Origin of the sequence: Thalassobaculum fulvum (assembly GCF_014652915.1) — a bacterium.
Classification (GTDB): Bacteria; Pseudomonadota; Alphaproteobacteria; order Thalassobaculales; family Thalassobaculaceae; genus Thalassobaculum_A; species Thalassobaculum_A fulvum.
Map to the genome: position 1 here is coordinate 177,854 of NZ_BMZS01000003.1, position 18,935 is coordinate 196,788.

The following is an 18,935-nucleotide window of genomic DNA, read 5'->3' on the forward strand; positions in this document are numbered from 1 at the left end:
AGAGACCGCATGGACCTGCGCAAGCCGGCGACGGGGCCGGGCCGGCCGACGACCCTCAACCCCGAGGGCTGGCCGCGCCCGAAGGGCTATTCCAACGGCATGATGGGACGCGGCACGGTGCTGGTCACCGGCGGGCTGGTCGGCTGGGACGCCGAGGAGCGGTTCGCCGACGGCTTCGTCGCCCAGGCCCGGCAGATCTTCGAGAACATCGTCGCGGTCCTGGCTGCCGGTGGGGCCGGCCCGGAGCATCTGATACGTCTGACCTGGTACGTCGTGGACCTGGAGGAATACCGTCGCAGCCTGCCGGCGCTGGGGGCGGCCTATCGCGAAGTCATCGGCCGCAATTTCCCGGCCATGGCCGTACTCGGGGTCGGCGGCCTGGTCGAGCCGGCGGCGCGCCTGGAGATCGAGGCGACCGCGCTGATCCCGGATCCCGAATGACCGGCGGGCGGGTCTTCCGCAAGACCGTGCCGGTCCGCTTCGAGGACTGCGACCCGGCCGGCATCGGCTTCTACCCGCGCATGCTGATGATGGTGAACCGGCTGGTCGAGGACTTCTTCGCCGAGGCCCTGGACTGTCCCTGGCCGGCGATGCACGGCCGGCAGAGGCGCGGGGTGCCGACGGTCCGGCTGGAGGTCGACTTCAGGGGGCCGCTGTTCCAAGGCGATGCGCTGGACCTGGAACTGCGCGTGCGCAAGGTCGGGACCAAGGCGTTCACCGTGGCGGTCGCCGGGTCGGTGGCCGGCTCCGAGAAATTCGCGGTGGTTCAGGTCCTGGCCTATGCCAGCACCGGCCCCGACGTCCGCGGGCTGCCGCTGCCGGAAGCGCTGGCCGAGGGGTTGCGGCGCTACGCGGAGCACTGACCGGCGCCCGCTGGGCTTTCCGGCTTCACGCCGAGGTCGTGCAGGGCCTGGTCGACCGTTCTGCTGAGCTGAGGTCCGCCGAGGAGTGGGTCCCGGCTCTCGGCTGCGCCTCGCCCCGATGACGCTGAATGGTGTGCGCCCTCGCCGATCCTCATCCCGGGCAAGCGGAGCGCGAACCGGGACCCAGGCTCGACGCATCCTATCCGTTCGTACCGTCGGACCGCGGTCGCCGCCGCTCGCGGTACGACAGGACCAGCGCTCCGAGTATGGCCAGGCTGCCGGGAAGAAAGAACGCACCGCCAACGGTGTTGCCGGCGAGCAGGCTGGCCGTCCCGGCGACCATTCCAACTGCGGCCAAGAGCAAGACGAACCCGTCGACCACCACCGGGAAGCGCCGCAGGATCCAGTGTTGGATGAACTGAACCAGGATCTCCGCGAGGATCTGCATCGGCCGCCGTCCTACCGCACCAGCGGCTCGCGCTCGCCCTTGCGCAGCACGGTCCCGTCCCAGGCCGGGCGGCCGAACACCTCGCGGACCATCGGCGCGAAGTGCTCGAGCGGCGGGCTCCGGTAGTCGGGGTCGAAGCTCGCCTGGTCCCAGCGCTCGCAGAAGTCGACGGCGTCCTGGTAGTACGGATTGTCGGCGTATTTCCGGCGGGCCTCGGGATCCTTGCCGTAGTGATGGGCGTAGTAGACCATCTGGAAGATGCCGTGGTGCTGGACCACCCAACTCACCTGCTCGCGGACGTACGGACGGATGATGTCGGCGGCGATGCTGTCGTGGTTGTGCGGCGCCAGCTCGTCGCCGATGTCGTGCAGCAGGGCGGCCACGATCCAGTCGATGTCGGCGCCGTCGGCCTCGGCCCGCGCCGCCGACTGGATCGAGTGCTCGAGCCGGCTGATCCGGTAGCCGGACAGGCCGTCGCCGAGCTTGGCGAGCTGCGCGAGAATCCGGTCGGCGGTCCCGGCCGCATACTCATCCTCGCGGCGCGCGAGCAGCTCGTAGTCGGCCCGGCTGCCGTGCTTCATCTCGGTGAAGCCGACGGTGGTCATCTCGTTCATGGCGCCCTCGCGATCGGTCGGTCTCCGGAGGGCACAGTGTCACGCCGGCGGGCGGTTCGCTACTCCGGGTCGGCGTAGCAGGCCTTGCAGATGTCGGGGATCCGGCCCTCCAGATGCGCTTTGCGGAACGCCACGAAGTCAGCCCCCTGCCAGTGCCGGGTGAAGGTCTGCGGGTCGTCCCGGTCGAGCGGAGCGCCGATCTGGTAGACGTCCGGGTTGCCGATTGCGCAGCACGGCACGACGCGCAGGTCGGACGACACGAAGGCCCGTTCGAACGGCCACGGGCACAGTGTCTCCGGGGAGCGCGTCGAGTACTTCTCGGTGGTGTTCCAGAACCGAACCTCGACCCCGAGGCTGTCGCCGAGCGCGACCAGGCCCATGAGCGCGTCCGGATCGAGCTGGTCCTCGACGCTGACCGTGTCGTTGGCGGCACGCCACTCGGCGAGCCCCCAGTCGACCAGCTCCAGGGAGAAGGTGTGGTGCTTGAAGCCGAGCTCCGCCGCCAGCCGGACCAGGTCGGCCAGCTGGTGGAAGTTGGCGCGCTGGACCACCGTCCACATCTTGGTCCGCACCACCCCGCGCTCCCGGCAGTAGGCGTTCAGGAGCTTGCAGTTCGCCACGACCCGGTCGAACACCGAGCCGTGGCGGATGCTCTCGAACACCGCCTTGGTGGCGCCGTCGATCGAGATCTGGATCTCGTTGGGATCGGCGTCGACCAGCTTGCGGTAGTTGTCCTTGAGGTGCAGGAGCGAGGCGTTCGTGGTGGTCCGCACCCAGATGTGGCGGGCCCGGGCGTAGCGGATCATGTCGAAGTACGGGTCGCGCTGCATGGTCGGCTCGCCGAGTCCCTGCAGCTTGATCTCGACCAGGCCGTACTGCTCGTCGATCAGCCGCTCGAACGCCTCGAGCGGCAGGTCGTCGGCGCGCTGGCCTTTGTGCCACTGGCTGACGCTGCACATGATGCAGCGGAAGTTGCAGCGGCTGACGTTCTCGATGTCGAGCTTGATCGGCAGGTAGTCGGGCTCGGCCTCGCGGCGCTGATGGGCGAGATAGCGCTCGTAGTTCGCGCGTTTCCGGGGCGATGCCTGGAGTGCGAGGTCGCGCTCGCGGTGGTAGGCGGCGAGGCCGGCCGACGGCGCCGGTGCCGGCAGCGCTCGCAGGGCGTGCCGACGGGCCTCGGCATCGCGGGCGGCCGGCGTCCGGGGTTCCTGGCGGGCCGTTCGGACGACGTTCAGGTCGGGCATGCGTCTCTCCAGAGTCGCGGCGTTCTGCCTTGCGTGGCCGGACTATCGCGGCGGCGGCCCGCCGCGTCCTTGCGATGGATCAAGTCGAGCGCGGATCGCCGCCGCAAGACACTTGGCGCAGCGGCACGGCGCTGCGATGCTCCGGCCGGCGCAGGGAGGCGAAGGCGTGGAGCGGTCGGAGACCGGACAGCAGGACCTGGACGACGAGGCGGTGCTGGTCGAACGGCTGAAGGCCGGCGACGAGCGCGCGTACGAGCTCGTGGTCCGGCGCGAGACCGGCCGCCTGCTGGCGGCGGCCCGGCGGCTGGTGCGCGACGAAGCGACGGCCCACGACTGCGTGCAGGAGGCGTTCCTGTCGGCGTTCCGGGCGATCGACAGCTTCGAGCCGCGGTCGTCGGTCGGCGCCTGGCTGAACCGGATCACCATCAACGCGGCACTCATGCGCCTGCGCAAGGAGCGGCGGCTGGCCGAGACCCCGATCGACGACCTGCTGCCCGTCTTCGACGCCGACGGCTGGCGCCGGGACCTGGTCGATGTCCCGGACGACGACCCGGAGAGCGAGCTGGAACGCCGCCGGATCCGGGAATTCGTGCGCGCCAAGATCGACATGTTGCCTGACGGGTACCGGACGGCATTGATACTCCGCGACCTCGAAGGCTGGAGCACCCGAGAGGCCGCGGAAGCGCTCGGCATAGCCGAGGGCGCGATGAAGGTCCGGCTGCACCGCGCCCGCGCGGCGCTGAAGAGCCTGATCGAGCCGATCTGGACGGGAGAGGTCTCGGCATGAGCCATACGGGTTCGGGGGGCGACGGGATGGACGGGCGCGGCGGGCTGTGGAAGCGGATCCGCCACTGGATGTCGTGGGGACTGCACGGCGCCATGACCTGCGAGGAGTTCGACCGCGGCCTGGTCGATTACCTCGACGGCAATCTCGGGCCGGTGGCGAAGCGGCAGATCGAGCTTCACACCGTCTTGTGCCCGCACTGCCATCGCTATCTGCGGGCCTACGACCGGGCGCGCCGGGTGGCCGGGGAGGCCCTGCGCGAAGCCGACGAAGAGGCGTTGAAGACCGTGCCGGAAGATCTGGTACAGGCGATCCTGGCGGCCCGGCGCAACGGCCACGAGGCGGCCGGCGACCCCGGATAGCGGGCCGGACGCCGCCACCGGCGGCTTCCGGACGACCGTTTCCCATTTTTCGAGCCCGACGATGCCCATCAAGATCCCCCACGACCTGCCGGCCCGCGAGACCCTCGAGCGCGAGGGCGTGCTGATCATCCGCGATACCGACGCGATCCGGCAGGACATCCGGCCGCTGCGGATCGCGTTGCTGAACCTGATGCCGAAGAAGATCGAGACCGAGACGCAGATCGCGCGCGTCCTGGCCGGTACGCCGCTGCAGGTCGAAATGACGCTGTTCGCGCCGTCGGGCTACGTGCCGAAGAACACCCCGCGCGAGCACATGATCGACTTCTACCGGTCCTGGGAGGAGATTCGCCAGGAGAAGTTCGACGGCCTGATCGTCACCGGGGCGCCGGTCGAACAGCTGCCGTTCGAGGCGGTGGTGTACTGGGAGGAGCTGCGGCGGATCTTCGATTGGTCGCTGACCCATGTGCACGGGCTGTTCGCGCTGTGCTGGGGCGCCCAGGCGGCACTCCACCACTTCCACGGGATTCCCAAGCACCAGCTGCCGGAAAAGCGCTTCGGCGTGTTCCCGCACCGGGTGCTCGACCATACCTCGCTGCTGATGCGGGGGCTCGACGACGAGATCCGGATTCCGGTGTCGCGTCACACCGAGAACCGGCGCGAGGACCTGGCCGGCCACGCCGACCTCGAGGTGTTGATGGAATCGGACGAGGCCGGGCTGTGCCTTGTGCACGACCGGCGGCTGCGCCACGTGCACATGTTCAACCACCTGGAATACGACTCGACGACCCTCGACGCCGAGTACCGGCGCGACCTGGAGAAGGGCGACCCGATCGGCGTGCCGCGCTACTACTACCCGGGCGACGACCCGTCGCGGGCGCCGGTCAACACCTGGCGTGGCAACGCCCACCTGCTGTACTCGAACTGGATCAACTACATCTACCAGACGACGCCGTTCGACGTGGCGCAGATCGGTCGCTGAGAGGCGGCCGTCAGGCCTGCTCCAGCCCGAGTTCACGGCGCAGCTTGCGGGTCAGCCCGCCGGCGACGATGCGGTGCGATTCGCGGATGTAGTCGCGCAGCTCGTCCGGGGCGAGCCCCGGGCGGTCGTGGTGCTGGATCCACTTCATGCCGCGCGAGGCGAGGTATGGCGCGGGCCGGAGGCCGGGCTGCTCCTTCAGGAACTCGTAGGCGATGTCGGAGACCTTGAAGGTGTAGCGGGGCTGGCCGCCGCCGTCCCAGCCGCCGATCGCGAACACCTTGCCGCCGACTTTCCAGACATCGGAGCCGCCCCACTGCACCACGTGCGTGGTGGCCGGTAGCGAAGCGCAGAAGGCGTTGAACTCGTCGTAGGTCATGTCCGGGTGGGTCATGTCCGGGTGGTTCATGTCCGGGTGGGTCATGTCCGGGTGGTTCATGTCCGGGTGGGTCATGTCGGATTCGCCGTGTCGGGGGTTCGGGAATGGCCGGACGACGCCGCCACGGGCACGATACTCCGATGGTGTGCCCGACCCTGTCAGCAGCGCCGGAGCCGTCACCGTGACCGTCATTCGTTGGCTCATCGACCCGGTAAGGACCGCGACGCTCGCCGCGGCAGTCTGCCTCGTCCTCCCTCCGGCGTCGACGGCGCACGGGTCTTCAGCGGCCCGGGCCTACTACGAGGATTTCTACCTCGACGCCGCCTGTGCCGCCTCCGGTCCGGAGGCGCTGGACGGCCACAACGGTCACGCCCACGGGGGCCACGACCATGCGGACGAGGACCTTGGCTACCACTATCACCTGACCGTCGACGCGGCGCTGCGGCCGACGTTCCCGTACACGTTCGGGCCGACCTACCGCGGTCGGGTCGAGGGCAGCAGCTTCACGAGCTGCGGGGCGGCTGCGTTCGGGTTCGCGGACCGGCGTGCCGGCCGTCGCTGAGCCGGCTTGCGCGCCAGGCGATCACACTCTGCGCCAGCAGGACGGCGACCGCTGCCTGGGCGGTGATCACCGCGGGCCAGATCCGGGGAAACGCCGGATCGAGATATTTCTGCGGACCGAACGACACCAGCGCGGTGGCGACGAACAGCAGCACCAGCGCGCGACCGGCCCTGGTGCCGCCCGACAGCCAGAGTGCCGCGGTGCCGATCGCCAGCGACGCCCCCAGGAACGGGGCGAGAGCGAACGGCGGCACGGTCAAGGGCGGATGCGGCGGCGTGCGGGTGAACAGGGCTGCGAGCATGACGGCGGTCAGCACCAGGAGTGCCGTGATCGCGGCACGCGTGGCGGTCGAAGCGGGGGCGTGCGGGACGCTGGTCATGAGCCTTCTCCATGTCCGTACTCATGGGTACGCTTGACTGATCCGTACTTACGGGTACGGTTTCTGTCAACCCCGCGATACGGAGTGCATCGATGAAGGCGGAAACCCGCGAAAGGCGGCGGAACGAGATCCTCGACGCCGCGCTGGCGGTGCTCGCGGAACGTGGCTACCGCGATGCCAACATGCTGGAGGTGGCGCGTCGCGCTGCGGCGTCGAAGGAAACCCTCTACGCTTGGTTCGGCGACAAGCAGGGGCTGTTCGACGCCCTGATCCGCCGCAACGCCGCCATGGTCGGGACGGTGGTCGACCGGCATCTGGACGGTGGGCTGCCGATCGAGTCGGCGCTCGTCGATTTCGGCGAGGCGCTGCTCGGACTGCTGCTCGGCGACGACGCGGTGGCGATCAACCGTGCCGCCGTCTCGGAGGCGGCCAGCGATCCGACGCTGGCGCGCACCCTGGCATCGGCCGGCCGAGACGCGGTGCTGCCGGGGTTCGTGCGGTTGCTGCGGCGCCATGCCGAGCAGAACCGGCTGAGTTTCGCCGACCCGGACCGCGCGGCCGAGGACTTCCTTGGCCTGCTGCTCGGGGACGCCCAGGTCCGACGTCTGCTCGGCGTCGCTCCGGCACCGTCGGCGGCCGAGGTCGCGGTGAGGGCGGCGCGCGCGACCCGCGGCTTCTTGCGACTGTATGGCTCGAGCGAGGCAAAATCGGGGTAGTCGGCCGACCCGGCGCGGGTAATCTGCCAGCATGGAAATCCGGTTCCCCATGTGGCTCCGGGTCGTCGACAGGCCCGGTGCGAACGTCTTTGCGATTCTTTCCGCGACGGAGGCGTTCTCGCGTGCGCTGATCGCGGGGATCATTCCGCTCGAGGCCTATGCGCTGCTGGAGTCGGCCCGCAACGTGTCGATCGCCTATACGGTGATCGGCGTGGTGGCGCTGCTGGCCAGCTTCGCGGTGCCGCTGGTGATCCGGGCGGTGCGTCGCAAATGGGTGTTCTCGGCCGGCTGCCTGTTCATGGTGGTGGCCCCGCTGCTGATGCTGGCCGGTGCCGCGATGCCGTTCGTAGCCGCTCTGCAGTTCCGCGCGCTCGCCGTGGTGTGCGTCAACATCTCGCTGAACCTGTACATCCTCGATTACATCCGCCGGAAGGACTTCGTCACCGCCGAGCCGCGGCGGCTGGCGTTCATGGGGGTGGCGTGGTTCGTCGGCCCCGGGCTCGGTATCTGGCTCTACAAGACGGTTGGCCTGCTGGCGGTCTGCGTGCCCAGCGCGGGCTTCGCGGTGCTGGCGCTGGCTTATTTCTGGCTCCTGCGGATGCAGGAGAACCCGGCGGTGGCGCCGGCGACCCGCAAGCCGCCGATGCCGTGGCACAACATCCGGCGGTTCGCGCTGCAGCCGCGGCTTCGGCTGGCCTGGGTGATCCCGTTTGCGCGCAGCGCGTTCTGGACCACGTTCTTCGTGTACCCGCCGCTGTACATCGTGAAGACCGGCGGCGACGAGATGCTGGCTGCCGCCATGCTGTCGGGCGGGCAGGGGATCCTGTTCCTGGCGCCGGTCGCCGGCCGACTTGGCGCACGCTACGGCATCCGGCGGATGATCGTCGGGGCGCTGCTGTTCACCGGCGGCCTCTCGATCCTGGCCGGCGTGACGCAGCCGGCTCCGCTGGTCCTGGCCGGGATCTTCTTCGTGGCGTGTCTGGGGTCGGTCACCCTCGACGCGCTCGGCAACATCCCGTTCCTGCGGTCCGTGCACCCGTACGAGCGGTCCGAGATGACCTCGGTGTTCCGGACCTACATCGAGATGTCGCAGCTGCTGCCGGCGGCGATCTACGCCGGCCTGCTGCTGGTGCTGCCGATCGGGTCGGTGTTCGTGGCGCTCGGCGTGCTGATGGTCGGGACCGCTGGATTGGCGACATACCTGCCGCGCAGGCTGTAACATCGCGGGCTCGGCCGGCTTTCTTGCGGCCGACGCTCAGGCGTGGAGAAGCGGGGAGGGGGCAACCCGATGCGGGGTCGATTTCTGGCGACGACGGCATTGACGGTCGTCGGATCGGTGCTGGCCGCCGGTCCGGCAGGCGCCGCCGAACGCATCAACGTCAAGGTCGGCGGCTACATGGAGCAGTTCGTCGGCTACGCCGACCAGGACGTGCCGGGCAGGGACGTGACCGGCTTCGACGTGAAGTCGGACACCGAGATCTTCTTCGCCGGCTCGACGCGGCTCGACAACGGCATCGAGTTCGGGGTCAACGTCCAGCTCGAGGGCAACACCGAGTCCGACCAGATCGACGAGTCCTACCTGACCGCGTCCGGGGCCTTCGGCCAGGTGATCGTCGGCTCGGAGAACTCGGCGCAGTACCTTCTGCACGTGGCGCCGAAGGACTTCGGGTTCGGCCTCAACTCCGGCGACAACGTCGAGTGGGTCGACTTCACCGGCATCGGCGGCAACACCGGGGCGTTCCGCGGACCGTTCGCCTCCACCTACCTCGAGGCCGGGCGGGTCAACGACGCCAACCGCCTGACCTACATCTCGCCGCGGTTCGCCGGCTTCCAGCTCGGTGCCAGCTGGGTGCCGGATTCCGGCGAGGACAGCAACGCGACCGCCGACAAGTCGGTGGCCGTGCACGACGGCTTCAGCCTGGGCGCCAAGTACGCCGGCAAGCTCGGGCCGGTCGCGGTCGCCGCTTCGGTCGGGTGGGGAACGGTCCAGGCCGCGGACTCCGCCTCGGCCTCGGATCCGACCGCCTACAACGCCGGGCTCTCGCTCGGCTGGAGCGACTGGACGCTGGCTGCCGCCGTCGCGGGCTCGCGGAACGATGCCGCGATCGGCGACAGCACCGGCTGGACGGTCGGCCTGAACTACGCGCCCGGGCCTTGGAAGCTGTCGCTCGCCGGGTTCTTCGGCGACCGCGACGGGTCGGCGACGGCCAATGCCGGCGGCAGCGGCGCCCGCAAGGCATCGTTCGACACGGTGCAGTTCGAGGCCGGTTACGACCTGGGCCCCGGTGTGGCGCTGGTCGGCGTGCTCGGCTATGCGGAACTGGAGGACCGCAGCGGCTTCGGGACCGACAGCGAGGCCGTCTACGGCGTGTCGATGGTGCGGCTCAGCTTCTGAGCGCGCGGACGGCGTCCCCGTCGACGTGGTCGTTGGCGGGGTCGAGGCCGTCCATGTCGAGAACCGCCGGATTCAGGGCGACGGCCGCCGGCAGGATGTCCGGATCCACCGGGTTATGCACCGCGGCGGCGGCGAGCGCGGCCTGCTCGGCTGCGCGGGCCTCGGCGGCGTAGCGGCGCATCGCCCGCTCGTCGCGGATCGAGCCGATCACGCACAGCGCGAACGGGCCGATGGCGCCGATCAGAAACGCGACGAACATCACCACCAGGACCGCCGGATGGACCGACGGATCGACGGTGAGGGCCTGGCTCTCGATCCCGGTAGTCATGGGCGGCATCCGTGGTCACGGCCGCTTCTGCGGCGCCGAAACAAAAGCCGCCCGACGAGGGCGGCCAACCTGTCCCGACACATAGGAACTGCGGTCGCGGACTGATCGTCCGGGGGCGACACCGGCTGTCGTTTTGGCGTTGTTGCGCCGCAAAACGAAACCGTATATACGCGCCGTTGTCACGGAGGTCGCCGCATTCGCGGGGCCTCCGTGACGTTTCCAGACATCGGGATTGTCCGGTCCGCCGGTGCGTTCCCCCTTCGAGATTCCGGAGAGAGGCCGCCGATGGCGATCCGACTCGCGACCCTGCCCGTCCGTGACGTCATGGCGATGACCGGCGTGACCGGCTATCCGCGCTGGGCCGGCGACGTGACGGTCGACGACGGCCTGATCGAGCATCACCTGGCCAACGACCATCTGATCGAGCCGGACGACAGCCGCGATCCGAACAAGCCGGTGCCGGCCGCCGAGCACGCCGGCCGCATCGCCTGGCTGATCCGGAACATCCGGCCGAACCGCTGCTCGATCACCATCCGCGACGGCCTGATCCAGGACGGCAACCACCGCTTCGCCGCGGCCCTCTATCGTGGCGACGAGCTGGTTTCCTGCTGCCTCATGGACTGAGGCCGCACCGGACCTCGATCAACCGGTCCAGGAAGTCGGCCACCGCCGCGGTATCCGCCAGGCACCAGCCGGCCGCGCTGTGGCGCGGCGGGGTGGCCACCAGGATCCCTGTGTCCCTGTCCGGATCGAGCGCCCGGAACGCATCCTCGTCCGTCACGTCGTCGCCGATATAGAGCACCGAAGGCACGCCGCCGCCGGCCGCCGCGTGGTCGCGCAGCAGCCCGACCGCCGACCCCTTGTCGCGCTCGATCGCCGGCCGGAACTCGGCGACCTTCTTGCCGCGACCGATCCGGAACGCCGGGAACGATCCGGACGCCTCCTCGACGATCCGCTCGGCGGCGGCCTCCTCGGCCGGGCCGGCGAGCCGCCAGTGCACCGCGACGGAGTGGCGCTTCGGCTCGACCAGGACGCCGGACAGGTCGGCGGTCGCCGCGCGGAGATCCCGGATCAGCGCGCCGAGCGCGGCGTCGCTCCGTTCCAGCCCGGGCGCGCGTTCCACGCCGTCGCCCGGGTAGGCGATCTCGATGCCGTGGGATCCGACCAGAATGGCGCCAGGGGCCGCCACGCGGCGGCCGAGGTCGTCCAGGTCGCGACCGCTGACCACGGCGGTCGGCACCAGGGCGGCGAGGGCCGTCAGGCGGGAGCGCATGGCGTCGTCGATCCCGGCCCCTTCCGGCCGGTCGACGATCGGCGCCAGGGTGCCGTCGAAATCGAGGCCGATCAGCAGCGGGCCGGTCCCCAGGCGGACCAACAGGGCCGCCTGGTCGGCGGCGGAGTCGAGCGATCGCGGCAGGGCCGGGTGCATGGAACAAGCCGGGTCCGATGTGAGTCGCCGGACTCTTGGGCGATCATGGGTGATGGAGCAAGCCCTCAGATCGGCGGGCTCACCGGTCCGGGTTCCAGCCGTCCGGGACTCCGACCGTTTGCGGCGCCGCGCCGGTGGTTCTACGCTCCGTGCCGGATGGAGACCGGTTCAGCCGGCGGATGGAGGGAACGCATGGGCAAGATGCTGTCCGACGATCAGATCGCGGCCTACCACCGGGACGGCTATGCCTCGCCGTTCCGGGTGATGGACCCGGAGACGGCGGCCGCCTACCGGCGCCGGTTCGAGGCCTACGAGGCGGCACAGGGCGGCTGGTACGAGCTGTCCAAGGGCGCCAAGCTGTACCTGCTGCAGACCTGGGCGGCCGAGCTGGCGATGCATCCCCGGATCCTGGACGCGGTCGAGGACGTGCTGGGGCCGGACCTGTTCTGCTGGGGCCTGTCGCTGTTCGTGAAGGACGCGCACAACCCGGGCTTCGTATCCTGGCACCAGGACGCGACCTACTGGGGGCTCGACAAGCCGGACGTGGTCACCGCCTGGCTGGCGCTGTCGCCGGCGACCGAGCTCAGCGGCTGCATGAAGATCATTCCCGGCAGCCAGACCTGGAACCAGGTCGAGCACCGCGACACGCTCGCCAAGGAGAACCTGCTGACCCGCGGCCAGGAACTCGCGGTCGAGGTGAACGAGGACGAGGCGGTGCCGATGCCGCTGCAGCCGGGCGAGATCTCGCTGCACCACGTGCTCGCGGCCCACGCCTCCGAGCCGAACCGCAGCGACGACCGCCGGATCGGAATCGCCATCCGCTACGTCCCGCCCTATGTCCGGCAGATCAACGGCGACCAGGACTCCGCCCTGCTGGTGCGCGGCGAGGACCGCTACGGCCACTTCATCCACGAGAAGCCGCCGGTCGCCGACATGGACGCGGCGGCCCGGGCCGAGCACAGGCGGATCATGGAGTTCCGCCAGGGCGTGCTCTACAAGGGCGTGGCCGGCCAGCCGGCGCACACCCGGGTTTAGCCGGCGTCAGCCGGCGACGAGCCGACGCTGCAGCATGACGACCGCGCTGTCCGGGCTGGTCAGCACCGGTACCCCGACCCGCTCCGTCACGGCGTCGCGGGCGCGGGCCATCGAGAACTGCGCCAGCAGCAGGGCGTCGCAGTGGGCGAGGCCGGCCGCCGCCTCCGCCACCAGGCGGTCGTGGGTCGCGGCGTCGCCGGCGGCGAGCGCCGGCATGGCGTCCGGGGTGCAGGCGGTCTCCAGCCGCGCCGGCGACCCTGCGGCCTTCGCCATGGCGGCGAACTCCGCCTGCATCGGCGGCAGGCTCGGCGCGAAGGTGGCGACCATGCCGATCCGGGTACCGAGCCCCATCGCCTCCGCGAACATCGCCTCGTTCGGCTTGAGCACCGGCCGCGGCGCCTGGTCCCGGGCCGCCCGATCGATCGCCGGGCCGAAGGCCGAGCAGGTGAAGAGGATTGCGTCGGCACCGCAGTCGACCGTGTAGGCGGCCAGACGCCGGAACCGCTCGACCATCGCCTCGTCGAGTTGCCCGGTCCGGGCCAGGTCGGGCGCCAGGGAATCGTCCAGCAGGTTGCGGGCCTCGGCCGCCGGCCACAACCGTCGGAACGCCTCGTTGACCGGCTCGATCGCCAGCGGTGTGGCGTGGATCAACGCGATCCGCGGGGCCTTTTCGGTCATCGTCGTCATCCTCCAGGGCCGGGGTGGCGGGAAGTATCGACGACCTCGGAGGCGGGCGCTATCGTCCGGCCATGAGCGCCGTCGTCGACCACATCATCGAGCTGTTCGAGACCAAGGGGCAGGAGCCCTATGGCGAGGACGTGACCCAGGCCGAGCACGCGCTGCAGTGCGCGGCGCTGGCCGACCGCGAGGGCGCCGGCGAGGCGCTGGTGATCGCTGCGCTGCTGCACGACATCGGCCACCTGATCGAGGAGCCGGACGACGGCTTCGGCGTCCATCGCCACGACGTCGGCGGGGCGGCGTTCCTGGCACGGCATTTCCCGGAAGCGGTGGTGGCGCCGGTGCGCATGCACGTCGCCGCCAAGCGCTATCGGGTGGCGATCGACCCGGGCTACGCGGCCCGGCTGTCGGCTGCCTCGACCCACACGCTCGCCCACCAGGGCGGTCCGATGTCGCCCGAGGAGGTGCGTGCGTTCGAGGCCGAGCCCCACCTGCAGGCGGCCCTCAGGGTCCGGGAGTGGGACGACTGCGGCAAGGTGGAGGGTCTGGTCGTCGCCCCGGTCGAGGCCTACCGGGACCGGATGGAGCGGCTGCTGTCCGCGTGACGCCGCGACGCGGCGCCCCGGCGTTGTCGTGGCCGGACCGGTGGCGTAGATTGTCGCTGAGCAAGGCAGTCGATCAGACCGGAGGCAGGCAGATGGCCTATACTTTCGAGCAGTTCTGCAAGGATGCGAACGCCGCGCTTCGCGCGGATCCCGGCCCTGGCGGCAAGGAGACGATCCGTCGGAACCTCGAGGCGCTGCTGAAGAACGAGGCGTTCGTCGAGTCGGTCTGCGGGCCGGACGCCGAACTCGGTACGCACCAGATCTACCGCGATCCGGACTTCGATTTCGTCGTGCTGGCGCATGTGAACAAGGACGCCCGCAAGTCGCCGCCGCACAACCACGGCACCTCCTGGGCGATCTACGGGCAGGCCACCGAGTACACCGACATGAGCGAGTACCGCCGGGTCGACGGCAAGACCGGGGCCGGCGATGCCGAGCTCGAGCACGTGAAGACCTACCGGCTGACGCCGGGTCACGCCGGCCTCTACGACGTCGGTGCGATCCACGCCATCGACTATCCGGCCGGCGCGCGCTTCGTGCGGGTAACCGGCACCGACCTGGAGACGGTCGAGCGGCTGAAGTTCGACACGGCGCACGGCAAGGCCGAAGTGATTCAGAGCATCGGCGTTAACTGAGGACGGAACGGTGGTCGTCGAGGACGAAGCGGTGGGCGAGGCCGGGGTGCTGTCGAGGATCGAGGCGCTGTGCGCCGAGAAGGGGCTCCGCATGACGGAACCCCGTCGGGTGATCGCCCGCGTCCTGTCGGACTCCGAGGATCATCCCGACGCCGAAGAACTGTACGACCGGGTCAAGGCGATCGATTCGTCTATCTCGCTCGCCACCATCTACCGGACCATGAAGCTGTTCGAGGAGATGAGCATCGTCTCCAAGCGGGACTTCGGCGACGGCCGGGCCCGCTACGAGCGCAAGTCCGGCCCGGAGGACCACCACCACCACATGATCGACGTCGAGAGCGGCGAGGTGATCGAGTTCTACAACCAGGAACTCGAGGACCTGAAGAAGCGGATCGCCCATGATCTCGGCTTCGAGCTGGTCGATCATCATCTCGAGCTGTTCGGCGTGCGCCGCAAGAAGAAGCATTGAGCGAGGGCCCGGTCATCATGGTCGAACGCGACTACCTCGATCCGAACTGCCCGGTCACCGCGGCGTGCCGCCAGGCTGTCCTGCGGACCTACGCCAGCCTGCGGGGCCGTGGTGCCGATGAGCGCGTGGCCTTCGAGGCGGCGGAGACCGTGTACTCCTGGCATCATCCGGAAGTGCCGCGCCAGCGTGTTCCGTTCGTGATCGCCGACTGGCTGCCCTGAACCGGCCGGCGCCCGACCCGGCGCGGTCCGATCCGATGCTGTCCGACGCGCGACTACCCGTCAGGTAGTCGCGCGATCCGTTTGCGGGTCTAGAGTGTGCGGACACCGCTTGCGGAGGACGCCATGCCGTTGACCGTCGAAGAGGCGAATGCCCGGTTGCTGCCGTTCGCCCGTCTGTTGGGCATCCGGTTCACCGAGGTCGGGACCGAGCGGGTGACCGCCGAACTTGCCGTCCGCGAGGACCTCTGCACCATGCCGGCGATCGCCCATGGCGGTGCGTTGATGGCGTTCGCCGATACCGTCGGTGCCGTGGCGACGGTCGCCAACCTTGCCGAGGGCGACGGCACCACGACCATCGAGAGCAAGACCAATTTCCTCGGCGCCGCACCCGAGGGCGCCGCGCTCGTGGCGACGGCCACGCCGGTGCATCGCGGCGGCCGCACCCAGGTCTGGCAGACCCGGATCGAGACCGCCGCGGGCAGGCTGGTATCCCTCACCACCCAGACGCAGATGGTGCTGAAGGCCCGGTAGTCCGCCCGTCGCGGTGGGAAGCTAATTGAACAGGTAGTCGCCGACGATGATGCCGGCACCGATGCCGATCACCGCCCCCGCGACCTGCGGCTGCGCGATCACGACGTTGCCGAGGGTCACCAGGGCGTTGTTCACGGCCGTAGCTGTGACCGTGTAGGCACCGGCGACCGCCGGGGCCGCGGTCGGCAGGAGATAGGGCACCAGCACCACGCCGGCTGCGGCGCCGGCGACGGCCGATACGGTGGTCAGGGCCGCCCCGCTCAGGCTCGTCTCGGCGGCGGCCGGTGCGACCGGAGCCGACGCCAGGGCGGTGACGACGGCGACGCCAATGGCTAGCTTTCTCAAGATCCCCTCCTTCGATGCCCGTCGGGCCGGGTCTCCGACCCGCGACCTCGTGCTGCGAGGCCCTCATGCTGCGAGGCTAAGCCCAAGCGGTCGCCGCCGCCACCCCATGGCGGGCGTCAGTTCGACGACGCCGTGACGATCCGGCCGAACTCGACGATGTTGGGCGTGTCGCGCTGCAGTGGGCTGATGCCGAACATCTCCTGCCACATCATCTCGTGGAAGAAGAACTTCGTCGTGTTGACCACAACCTGAAGAATCACCAGCACGCCGGCGGCGAACGGCCGGCCGATGAAGACGTAGTCGATCCCGGCGTTGATGGTGGTCACGACGACGCGATAGGTGAAGGCCTTCCAGCCGGCGACCTGGGCATAGGTCCAGCCGGCGGCACCGGCCACTGCGGCCGGACCGGCGATGCCGGCCATCTGCCGGTCGAATTCGCTCTCGGAAATGGCTCCGGCGGCGCGCAGCTGCTGCAGGGCGTCGGCCCGCCTCGCGCGCTCCACACCGTCCGGGTCGACCGCCGCGGCCCCGGCGATCGGCGGATAGCCGGCGGCGGCCGGCTCGAGCCGGCCGCGCAGGCCGAGCGACAACGGGGCGGCCGCCTGTGCCGCCCAGGCGGCGACGTCCTTCACGATCGCCAGCCGAGCCGGTTGCCCCTCGATCGCCGCCGGGCTCCAGAGGTCCGCCCCGCCGGCGGTCGCCGGCATGCCCAGAGCGGCCGGGTCGACGTGGTAGCGGACGTCGACGACGTCGCTCCGGTCGGCCACGCGCAGTCCGGCCAGGATCCAGAAATCCGAGGCGACGGCACCGTGCTCGCGGGCGAAGCGGGCGACCGCCTGGCCGCCGGGCATATCGCTTCCGCCGGCCTGGAGGGGCTTGAGGTACAGGCAGGAGACGTCCCAGCCGCTCTTGTAGTTCGAGACCGCGGCATAAAGGTCCTTGCGCGAGCAGTCGGCGGGTGCCCCCCAGCCGTCGTGGTGCGGCAGCAGGTTCGCGGCGATCTCCACGACCGTGCCGACACGCCCGTCCACGATCTGGGCGAGCGTCGTCTTCCGTATCGGGCCGAGGTCGAGGCGGTCCGTCTCGACGCCGCTCTTGACGACCCGGGCACTCGTCAGGGCGACGTCGACCACCGTGAAGTCGCCGGCCGGAAGCGGGATCTGCTTGCCGGCGACGGTGACCGTGCCACTGACCGTCGTGCCGATGGACTGGGCGCCGGCCGATGCGCTCCAGGCGAGAAGGCAGCCGGCGGCGAGGGTGGCGGTCGCGATGCGGAGGCTATGGAACGTCATCATGCCGGCTCCCCGATGCGCACGCCGGCATAGACGAAGTCGACCATGCTGGAGTTCGCCGTCGCCTGCGCTGCGATGTAGTTGTCCCACCACATGTCGTTGAATACCTGCGCGACGCTGTGAGTCGCGACGATCGTGGCGGTGATGTAGCCGGAGATCGCCGCGTTCACGGTCACGACGAACGCCAGGATGTAGTCGACCGAGACGCGGAAGAAGTTGAAGGACACGACCTTGGCGCCCAGCAGCCGGTAATAGTCGTCCGGTGTCGGCGGCGGCGGCATCTCCTCGATCGCCTTCCGGTAGGCCTCCTGGTCCTCCCGAGTGATCACGCCGGATTCGGCGAGTTCGTCGAGGGCGGCGATACGGGCCGTCCGGCTGACCCGTCCCTGCGCTTCGCCGCCGGTCACAGCGTCGGCCGCTTCCTTCGGCACCGGCACCTCCCAGGCATTCGGCAGCGGTGCCGCCGCCTTCTCGGCCAGCTTGCCCTCGAAGCCGTCGGCGACCAGACCGGCCGCCAGTCCGCCCCATGCGGCCAGCTGATTGACCGCGTCGTAGCGCTTCGGGTCCGCGAGTACGGCTTCGACCGTCCAGGCGGTCTCGGCGGCGGGCGGCAGGTCCAGCCGGTCCGGGTCGAAGTGGTAGCGGACGTCGAGTACGTCGTGCCGGTCCGAAATCCGGAAGCCGACGGTCAGCCAGGTCGGAGACGGGGCGGCGGTCCCCTGGTGCAGGGCCGTCCGGGCGTCGGTCCACGCGGCCGGCCCGGGGGCATCGGCCTCGCCGAGCGCCGTCGGCACGACGAAGAGGCAGAAGCCGTCGATCGGCGTCTTGTAGAAGGCGACCCGCGCGAGACTGTCCTCGCGGGTGCAGTCGTGCGCGCTTCCCCACCCGCCGCTCACATGCAGGCGGTTGGTGTTGATCTCCACCAGGGCATCGATCCGCTCACCGTCGCGGCGGGCCAGGATCACGTTGTCGATGGTGCCATAGGCGCCGGGACTTCCGCTGGTCAGGACGTTGCTGCCGCGCCCGAGCACCGACCACTCCCCGGCAGGAAGCGGGATCTGGCGCCCGAGCAGTTCCAGCCGGGCCCGGTGACGTTCGCCCGGCTCGACGGCGACGGCCTGCTGCGTCGGTGCGAGTAATACAATCAATGCAAGAAACAGGAGACGCAAGAACGCAGTTCGCATGGAGCGCACCATCGAGGTGACGCCGGTACCCGCCGGGGCCGGCCGTGCGTTGTCGGGGAACCGGTCTTCTACTCGCTGTACAAGTACAGCCCGGCGGCCAGGCCGGCGCCCATGCCGAGCACCGCGCCGGTCATGCGCGGTTCGGTCAGGAGCAGGTTGCCGAGACCGGTGATGGCCCCGTTTAGGGCCGATGTCGTGGCCGCATACGCGCCGGAAACGACCGGCGCGGCGACCGGGGCGGCATACGGAACCAGCATGGCGCCCGCGGCCGTGCCGGCGAGCGCGAACGCAAATGTGTACGCGAGGGTTTCCGTGGTGATCTCGCCGGCCTTGGCCGGCGCCACCGGTGCCACAACGAGTGCGGCCGCCACCGCGATCCCAGCGAGCTGCTTCGTCAACGATCCCTCCCTGATCCCCGCGCGGGCCGCGACGCCGCCCGCGATCATCGACGAGTAAGGATA

The 18,935-nt window shown here is 70.0% G+C and carries 28 protein-coding genes; 16 read left to right on the forward strand and 12 right to left on the reverse strand.

The features are described 5' to 3' along the window. Positions 1-9 precede the first annotated feature (9 nt). Both IE246_RS07175 and IE246_RS07180 read left to right on the forward strand, forming a co-directional pair. Positions 10-441, forward strand: coding sequence for a RidA family protein (locus IE246_RS07175; protein ID WP_189988284.1), 432 nt, complete (start codon positions 10-12; stop codon positions 439-441). After that, entirely contained in the window at positions 438-863 is a 426-nt protein-coding gene (locus IE246_RS07180) for an acyl-CoA thioesterase (protein WP_189988285.1), read from the forward strand. Before IE246_RS07175 ends, IE246_RS07180 begins: the two co-directional genes overlap by 4 nt. 199 nt (positions 864-1,062) lie before the next feature. Here the strand turns inward: IE246_RS07180 and IE246_RS07185 are convergent, their stop codons facing one another. From IE246_RS07185 to IE246_RS07195, 3 genes are read right to left on the reverse strand one after another with little or no spacing between them, the layout of a single operon-like run. Further along, positions 1,063-1,311: a hypothetical protein gene (locus tag IE246_RS07185; RefSeq protein WP_189988286.1), complete on the reverse strand. Its 249-nt coding sequence runs from the start codon at positions 1,309-1,311 to the stop codon at positions 1,063-1,065. An 11-nt stretch (positions 1,312-1,322) separates the two neighbouring features. Further along, positions 1,323-1,925: an HD domain-containing protein gene (locus IE246_RS07190; protein WP_229836595.1), complete on the reverse strand. Its 603-nt coding sequence runs from the start codon at positions 1,923-1,925 to the stop codon at positions 1,323-1,325. A gap of 59 nt (positions 1,926-1,984) precedes the next feature. Continuing rightward, positions 1,985-3,169 (reverse strand): radical SAM protein, encoded by a 1,185-nt coding sequence (locus IE246_RS07195; RefSeq protein ID WP_189988287.1) that lies wholly within the window; start codon positions 3,167-3,169, stop codon positions 1,985-1,987. Positions 3,170-3,335: 166 nt separating this feature from the next. Here IE246_RS07195 and IE246_RS07200 point away from each other — a divergent pair, with 166 nt between their 5' ends. The 3 genes from IE246_RS07200 (at position 3,336) to IE246_RS07210 (ending at position 5,294) form a co-directional block, all read left to right on the forward strand. Continuing rightward, entirely contained in the window at positions 3,336-3,956 is a 621-nt protein-coding gene (locus tag IE246_RS07200) for a sigma-70 family RNA polymerase sigma factor (RefSeq protein WP_229836597.1), read from the forward strand. Beyond that, positions 3,953-4,315, forward strand: a complete 363-nt coding sequence (locus IE246_RS07205) for an anti-sigma factor family protein (protein ID WP_189988289.1) — start codon at positions 3,953-3,955, stop codon at positions 4,313-4,315. The genes IE246_RS07200 and IE246_RS07205 overlap by 4 nt, the downstream gene beginning before the upstream one ends. 61 nt (positions 4,316-4,376) lie before the next feature. Continuing rightward, complete coding sequence (locus tag IE246_RS07210; RefSeq protein ID WP_189988290.1) at positions 4,377-5,294, forward strand: homoserine O-succinyltransferase; 918 nt, start codon at positions 4,377-4,379, stop codon at positions 5,292-5,294. A gap of 10 nt (positions 5,295-5,304) precedes the next feature. On the opposite strand, the gene IE246_RS07215 is transcribed toward IE246_RS07210, so the two are convergent. After that, a complete protein-coding gene (locus tag IE246_RS07215; RefSeq protein ID WP_229836600.1) occupies positions 5,305-5,745 on the reverse strand; it encodes an MmcQ/YjbR family DNA-binding protein in 441 nt (146 codons plus the stop codon). 106 nt (positions 5,746-5,851) lie between these two features. On the opposite strand from IE246_RS07215, the gene IE246_RS07220 reads away from it, so the two are divergent. After that, a complete protein-coding gene (locus IE246_RS07220; RefSeq protein ID WP_189988291.1) occupies positions 5,852-6,232 on the forward strand; it encodes a hypothetical protein in 381 nt (126 codons plus the stop codon). Here the strand turns inward: IE246_RS07220 and IE246_RS07225 are convergent. Continuing rightward, a complete protein-coding gene (locus IE246_RS07225) occupies positions 6,174-6,611 on the reverse strand; it encodes a hypothetical protein (protein ID WP_189988292.1) in 438 nt (145 codons plus the stop codon). The two genes, IE246_RS07220 and IE246_RS07225, sit on opposite strands and share 59 nt — an antisense overlap. Positions 6,612-6,703: 92 nt before the next feature. Here IE246_RS07225 and IE246_RS07230 point away from each other — a divergent pair, with 92 nt between their 5' ends. The 3 genes from IE246_RS07230 to IE246_RS07240 all read left to right on the forward strand — a co-directional run bounded on the left by IE246_RS07230 (position 6,704) and on the right by IE246_RS07240 (position 9,722). Further along, positions 6,704-7,327, forward strand: a complete 624-nt coding sequence (locus IE246_RS07230; protein ID WP_189988293.1) for a TetR/AcrR family transcriptional regulator — start codon at positions 6,704-6,706, stop codon at positions 7,325-7,327. Positions 7,328-7,376: 49 nt separating this feature from the next. Then, on the forward strand, positions 7,377-8,546 hold the full coding sequence (locus tag IE246_RS07235) for an MFS transporter (RefSeq protein ID WP_189988294.1): 1,170 nt from the start codon (positions 7,377-7,379) through the stop codon (positions 8,544-8,546). A 69-nt stretch (positions 8,547-8,615) separates the two neighbouring features. After that, positions 8,616-9,722: a porin gene (locus IE246_RS07240; RefSeq protein ID WP_189988295.1), complete on the forward strand. Its 1,107-nt coding sequence runs from the start codon at positions 8,616-8,618 to the stop codon at positions 9,720-9,722. On the opposite strand, the gene IE246_RS07245 is transcribed toward IE246_RS07240, so the two are convergent. Continuing rightward, entirely contained in the window at positions 9,712-10,050 is a 339-nt protein-coding gene (locus IE246_RS07245; protein ID WP_189988296.1) for a hypothetical protein, read from the reverse strand. The two genes, IE246_RS07240 and IE246_RS07245, sit on opposite strands and share 11 nt — an antisense overlap. Positions 10,051-10,335: 285 nt before the next feature. Here IE246_RS07245 and IE246_RS07250 point away from each other — a divergent pair, with 285 nt between their 5' ends. Then, positions 10,336-10,674, forward strand: a complete 339-nt coding sequence (locus IE246_RS07250) for a ParB N-terminal domain-containing protein (protein ID WP_189988297.1) — start codon at positions 10,336-10,338, stop codon at positions 10,672-10,674. Here IE246_RS07250 and otsB read toward each other — a convergent pair. Next, a complete protein-coding gene (otsB, locus tag IE246_RS07255) occupies positions 10,664-11,479 on the reverse strand; it encodes a trehalose-phosphatase (protein ID WP_189988298.1) in 816 nt (271 codons plus the stop codon). The genes IE246_RS07250 and otsB overlap by 11 nt on opposite strands. A 192-nt stretch (positions 11,480-11,671) precedes the next feature. On the opposite strand from otsB, the gene IE246_RS07260 reads away from it, so the two are divergent. Further along, on the forward strand, positions 11,672-12,514 hold the full coding sequence (locus IE246_RS07260) for a phytanoyl-CoA dioxygenase family protein (protein WP_189988299.1): 843 nt from the start codon (positions 11,672-11,674) through the stop codon (positions 12,512-12,514). A 6-nt stretch (positions 12,515-12,520) separates the two neighbouring features. Here IE246_RS07260 and IE246_RS07265 read toward each other — a convergent pair whose 3' ends face one another. Next, entirely contained in the window at positions 12,521-13,192 is a 672-nt protein-coding gene (locus tag IE246_RS07265; RefSeq protein WP_189988300.1) for an aspartate/glutamate racemase family protein, read from the reverse strand. 71 nt (positions 13,193-13,263) lie between these two features. Here IE246_RS07265 and IE246_RS07270 point away from each other — a divergent pair, with 71 nt between their 5' ends. The 5 genes from IE246_RS07270 to IE246_RS07290 all read left to right on the forward strand — a co-directional run bounded on the left by IE246_RS07270 (position 13,264) and on the right by IE246_RS07290 (position 15,653). Continuing rightward, a complete protein-coding gene (locus tag IE246_RS07270; RefSeq protein WP_189988301.1) occupies positions 13,264-13,797 on the forward strand; it encodes an HD domain-containing protein in 534 nt (177 codons plus the stop codon). Positions 13,798-13,889: 92 nt separating this feature from the next. After that, the gene (locus IE246_RS07275) at positions 13,890-14,432 is read left to right on the forward strand and encodes a cupin domain-containing protein (protein ID WP_189988302.1); all 543 of its coding nucleotides are present in this window, start codon (positions 13,890-13,892) and stop codon (positions 14,430-14,432) included. A gap of 10 nt (positions 14,433-14,442) precedes the next feature. Beyond that, complete coding sequence (locus tag IE246_RS07280) at positions 14,443-14,901, forward strand: Fur family transcriptional regulator (protein ID WP_308434477.1); 459 nt, start codon at positions 14,443-14,445, stop codon at positions 14,899-14,901. Positions 14,902-14,918: 17 nt separating this feature from the next. Next, on the forward strand, positions 14,919-15,122 hold the full coding sequence (locus IE246_RS07285; RefSeq protein WP_189988303.1) for a hypothetical protein: 204 nt from the start codon (positions 14,919-14,921) through the stop codon (positions 15,120-15,122). A gap of 123 nt (positions 15,123-15,245) precedes the next feature. Continuing rightward, a complete protein-coding gene (locus IE246_RS07290; RefSeq protein ID WP_189988304.1) occupies positions 15,246-15,653 on the forward strand; it encodes a PaaI family thioesterase in 408 nt (135 codons plus the stop codon). A 21-nt stretch (positions 15,654-15,674) separates the two neighbouring features. On the opposite strand, the gene IE246_RS07295 is transcribed toward IE246_RS07290, so the two are convergent. The 4 genes from IE246_RS07295 to IE246_RS07310 all read right to left on the reverse strand — a co-directional run bounded on the left by IE246_RS07295 (position 15,675) and on the right by IE246_RS07310 (position 18,872). Beyond that, positions 15,675-15,998, reverse strand: coding sequence for a hypothetical protein (locus tag IE246_RS07295; RefSeq protein WP_189988305.1), 324 nt, complete (start codon positions 15,996-15,998; stop codon positions 15,675-15,677). A 116-nt stretch (positions 15,999-16,114) separates the two neighbouring features. Next, positions 16,115-17,290, reverse strand: coding sequence for a DUF2061 domain-containing protein (locus IE246_RS07300; RefSeq protein WP_189988306.1), 1,176 nt, complete (start codon positions 17,288-17,290; stop codon positions 16,115-16,117). Next, a complete protein-coding gene (locus IE246_RS07305) occupies positions 17,290-18,474 on the reverse strand; it encodes a hypothetical protein (RefSeq protein ID WP_189988307.1) in 1,185 nt (394 codons plus the stop codon). The genes IE246_RS07300 and IE246_RS07305 overlap by 1 nt, the downstream gene beginning before the upstream one ends. Positions 18,475-18,542: 68 nt before the next feature. After that, positions 18,543-18,872: a hypothetical protein gene (locus tag IE246_RS07310; RefSeq protein ID WP_189988308.1), complete on the reverse strand. Its 330-nt coding sequence runs from the start codon at positions 18,870-18,872 to the stop codon at positions 18,543-18,545. Positions 18,873-18,935: the final 63 nt, after the last annotated feature.